The organism is Colidextribacter sp. OB.20 (genome assembly GCF_009911595.1).
In the GTDB taxonomy this organism is placed as follows: Bacteria; Bacillota; Clostridia; order Oscillospirales; family Oscillospiraceae; genus Lawsonibacter.
The window spans coordinates 1-4,877 of sequence record NZ_QWKG01000116.1; the positions used below are offsets into that span (position 1 = coordinate 1).

Below are 4,877 nucleotides of genomic sequence, written 5' to 3' on the forward strand. Positions count from 1 at the left end.
TGGAGGGCTATGTCCTCGACACCACGCCCAAGTCCATCAAAATCAAGGTGGGCGAGGCGCAGACCCTCCGCTTTTACAATCAGAAGCAGGGCTGCATCGTGGTGAAGAAGCTGGACAAGCAGACCGGGGAGCCGCTGGCCGGGGTGGAGTTCCAGATCACCTACTCGGACGGCTCCTACCTGGACGACGACTACGGCCACCTGTCCAGCAAGGGCCTGTATAAGACCGACGCCAACGGCGAAATCCGCATTTCCGGCGTGGTGGGCACGCTGGTCATCACCGAAACCAAGCCCCTGCCCGGTTACGTCATGGACGAAGGAACCAGGACGCAGACCGTCAAGGTAAACGCCAGCGACACGCAGACCATCACCGTGTATAATACCAAAATCGGCGGTTTGACCATCATCAAAAAGGACGAGGAAACCGGGGAGCGCATTAAGGGCGTCCAGTTTGAAGTCCGCAAGCTCAACGGGGAGATTGTGGGCACCTACACCACCGACAAAAACGGCGTTATCAATCTGCCCGAAGCGGAAAAGGGCTGGTATCAGGTGGTGGAGCTGAAAGCCGCCAAGGGCTATCAGTTGGACGATACCCCCCACCAAATCGAAGTGAAAGACGGCGGCACGGCTACACTGGAGATCACCAACCGGCAGACCGGCAGCGCCCTCATTCATAAGGTGGACAGTCTCACTGGCGAGGGCATCTACGGTGTAACATTCCTGCTCTCCGACGCCAAGGGGAACCCCGTGGGGACCTATCAGAGCGACAACGAGGGGTATGTGTATATCGACCAGGGCCTTGCGGATGGCAAGTACACCATCCGGGAGATCGAGTGCGCGGACGGGTACATTTTAGACACCCAGCCCAAGACCATTTATGTGCAGTATGGTGGCTGTACTACCATTACCTGGCCCAATACCGCAGTCCGGGGACAAATCCAGATTATCAAGAAGTCTGCGGACTACAACCCCACCAACGGCCTGCCTGCCGGAACACTGCTGGAGGGGGCCACCTTTGAGATTTACAACGAGCGCAACGGGAACAAGGTGGATACCATCGTGACCGGAGCCAACGGCCTCGCGTCCTCCAAGCAGCTCCCCCTGGGCCGCTACACCATCCGGGAGACAAAGGCCCCGGCCAACTACGGCGCGTCCTCGGAAACCTATACCGCCGTGTTGGAGTACAGCGGCCAGATCGTCAAGCTGGAAATCACCAATAAGAGCCTGTCCACCGGCGTTTCCATTGAAAAGACCGGCCCCAAGGAGGCCACCAGCGGCCAGCCCGTCCGCTATGTGTTCTCCCGGATCGGCAACAACAGCAATGTTATGCTCCAGTCGTTCTACTGGCGCGACACCCTGCCCGCCGCCGTCCGGCTGGATAAGGTAGTCACCGGCACCTACAATTTCCCCGGAACCTATAAGATCGTCTATAAGGTGAACAACACCGGGGACTACCGCACTCTGGCTGACAGTCTCAGCACCAGCCGAAACTACACGCTTGCCGCAAGTCCCACGGCCCTGGGCCTTGCGGCCAATGAGCGCGTCACCGAAATCATGTTCGTGTTCGGTCAGGTCCCCGGAGGCTTTAGCCAGGTGGAAGCCCCTATGCTCCACTGCAAGGCCGTGTCCGGCCTGACCGCAGGGAGCAGCTTTGTCAATGTGGCCGACGTGGGCGGAACCCATGACGGCGTATGGGTACAGGCCGTGTCCCGCTGGGTAACGACCGTGTACGGCAAGCCCAAGCCCCTGCCCAAGACCGGCTATTGAGAAATTTGTCGAGAAATGCGTCTCAACTTGAGACGCATTTCCCGCCTTTGAACAGGAGGAACCAATGCCAGCGAAAAAACATAGCTATATCCGTTTTGTCGATGGCGAATATCAAACAATGTTCCATCTCCCGGACGGCGGACGTATCCGAATCACCTATCCTGACGGAAGTAAGCGGGACAGGGCGTGCCGTTTCATTGATATTTGCCATACAAATATCGGAGGACACTCATACCACATTTTTGAGTTTGCCCAGCACATGGAGCGAATTGGAGCAAGGTATGAGCCGCTGGATTATATCCGAGAGCCTGCGTTTTATCCCAAGCATTTTTTCGCCGCAGACGAAAAGGCTCCTGGTCCAGCCTACTACATCATCGACACAACAGAGACCCATGGCTTTGCCTATGCCCCCAATGGCGCTGCAAAGGGCCGGAAATACTGTATCTTTGACTTGCGGACAAATGAGCGCGGTAGTCTGCGTTTTGGTAAGGTTGTCATGTGGGGCGGTACGCTGAAAGAACTCTATCCCAAGGATTGGGGGTTCAATCCGAAGAAAATCAGTGCAGCGACACAGCGGCCCAGGAAGCGGGCAGAGCCGGAGCGGTAAAGGTCATAGCAGATTAAGCCGGAAATGCGTCTCAACTTGAGACGCATTTCCCGACATTTTTCGCACTCTCGCAAAAAGTAACCAATATGCCAGAAAGGAGGAAATTTTATGGCTCATTTCCAAGCGGTCCGCAGCGGCCTTGCAATCAGCCAGAGTATCGCTGATATGCTGGAACGGGCTGACCCGACGCAGTACAACGGCGCGAACCGGGTACAGACCATCCGGGAGACCAATGATATTTTACAGGACCGTTCCGAATTATCCCTTGATATGCTCTATTCGCTTTTAGCGCAGACGTGCGGCGGAGAGGCCGGGCAGGTAGAAAAAATCAGGCGGGATGTGGAGGCGTTCTGTGTTCAAAAATCAAACCGCGCACGGCGTTATACCCTGATGGGCGCACAGGAATACCACTATGAGATGTGGGACTTTGACCCCAAGCGGCCCTTGAAGATCATCAGCCAGCCCCTGTTCGACCATGCGGCGGAGCATGGTTTTCCCCCGGACTTTTTCACAGAGTCCTACTTTGACCATGTGACCATCTACTGTATGCCCGACAATGTGGACTGCTCTTTTTCACAATTTCAGAGCTGCCAGTTTTCCGTCTGCGGCATCCGGGGCGCGGTCTTTGACAACGCCACCCTTGATGATACCGATTTTCACTCCGCACTGCTCCGGATGGTCAACTTCACCGGGGCCAGCATCGCACACTCCCATTTCCGGGACAGCTCCCTTGTCTCCGTCTCCTTCCAGGAGGCCCGGCTGAAATCCTGCCTGACGCTGGACTGCACGCTGGACCGCGTGGACTTCCTGGGGGCTGTGCTGGATGGCAGCAGCTACGGCAGGGTAGCCGCCAGCGGCATCCAAAATCTCCCCAGCGCCACTATCACCCAGGGCGGCGCGACACAGGAGGAGGCGGAGCGCCTGCGGGCGTCTGTGTTCCATGAGCTGGCTGTGCCCATACTCCCGGTCCGGCAGCGGCCCCGGCCTGCCCGGCAGGAAAAGCCGAGCCAGCCGGAAAGGTAGGGCGGGCCTATGAAGAAACAGCAAGAGAGCGGCATCCTCCCGTGGGCGCTGCTGACGGTTCCGGTCCTGTGGGCGGCGGCAATTATGGCCTACGCCTACGAGGACGGCATGAACATCTTTGACCTGCTGGGGCGTTTCACCGTTTTGGTGGAGCGCCCCTTTGCCATCGGCTGGACGGCCTATACCCCGAAATTCATGTTGATCGGACTGCTCCTGTATGGCGGGGCCGCCGCGCTGTACCTCTCCACCAAGGAGAACCGGCGCCCCGGCGAGGAGCACGGCTCCGCCCGCTGGGGCAGCCCCCGGCAGCTCTGCGCCAAGTACCGGGATAAAGACCCCATGAAAAATACCATCCTCACGCAGAATGTCCGCATGGGACTCAACGGGAAAAAGCACCGGCGAAATCTCCTGCAAATCGTGATCGGCGGCTCCGGCGCGGGCAAGACCCGCTTTTTTTGCAAGCCCAATCTCATGCAGGCGAATTGCAGTTTTTTGGTGACTGATCCCAAGGGAGAAATGCTGCGGGCCGTGGCTCCGCTGCTCATTCAGAGGGGGTATGTTATCAAGGTTTTTGACCTGATCGACCCGGCCAACTCCGACGCCTTTAACCCCTTCCCCTATATCCGGGACGACAAGGACGCCATGAAGCTGGTGCATAACCTGATCCGCAACACCACCCCCAAGAACGCCAGCAACAATGACCCGTTTTGGGAGAAAAGCGAAATTGCCCTGGACACCGCCCTGATCCTCTACCTGCTCCATGAAGCGCCCCCGGAGGAGCAAAACTTTGAAATGGTCATGTATATGATCGAGAACGGCGGGGCCAGGGAGGACAGCGACGACTTCCAATCCCCCCTGGACCTGCTCTTTGAAGCGCTGGAGGAGGAGGACCCCAGCCATATCGCTGTGCGGGAGTACAAAATTTTCAAGCAAGCCGCCGGCAAAACCGCGAAAAGTATTCTTCTGTCCGCCGCCGTCCGGCTGTCCGCGTTCATCATCCCGGAGATCGTCGGCATCACCAACAGAGACGATATGGAGCTGGGCCTGATGGGGGACCGCAAGCAGGCCGTTTTTGCCATCATTCCCGATAACGACGGCACCTTCAACTACCTTGTGGGTATGCTCTATACCTGCGCGTTTCAGGCCCTCTACTATCAGGCGGACAAGGTACACCAGGGGGCGCTGCCCGTCCCGGTCCGGCTGATGATGGACGAGTTCTGCAACGTCTCCCTGCCGGACGATTTTGGCAAGCTCCAGGCCACCATGCGCTCACGCAACATCATGTCCACCATTGTCCTGCAAAATATCTCCGCTCTGAAAGCCCTGTTCAAAGACGATTGGGAGGGCCTGATGGGCAACGCGGACACATTGATCTATTTGGGTGGAAATGAGCAAAGTACCCACAAAGTGCGCACGTAAGAACAGCCCATCCGCTGTTCGCGGTGCAGCTAAAATACTGCCTTGAGCAAGCAGTAGGAAAA

At 57.5% G+C, this 4,877-nt stretch carries 4 protein-coding genes; all 4 read left to right on the top strand.

All coding sequences use genetic code 11. From position 1 onward, the window contains the following. Nucleotides 1-1,766 (top strand): SpaA isopeptide-forming pilin-related protein (locus D1641_RS18440; RefSeq protein ID WP_279285725.1); only part of this gene is annotated, 1,766 nt, incomplete at its 5' end. Nucleotides 1,767-1,830: 64 nt separating this feature from the next. Continuing rightward, complete coding sequence (locus D1641_RS18445; protein ID WP_160668412.1) at nt 1,831-2,373, top strand: hypothetical protein; 543 nt, start codon at nt 1,831-1,833, stop codon at nt 2,371-2,373. 108 nt (nt 2,374-2,481) lie between these two features. After that, the gene (locus tag D1641_RS18450; protein WP_160668414.1) at nt 2,482-3,396 is read left to right on the top strand and encodes a pentapeptide repeat-containing protein; all 915 of its coding nucleotides are present in this window, start codon (nt 2,482-2,484) and stop codon (nt 3,394-3,396) included. A 9-nt stretch (nt 3,397-3,405) separates the two neighbouring features. Continuing rightward, entirely contained in the window at nt 3,406-4,815 is a 1,410-nt protein-coding gene (locus tag D1641_RS18455) for a VirD4-like conjugal transfer protein, CD1115 family (protein ID WP_160668416.1), read from the top strand. Nucleotides 4,816-4,877 lie beyond the last annotated feature (62 nt).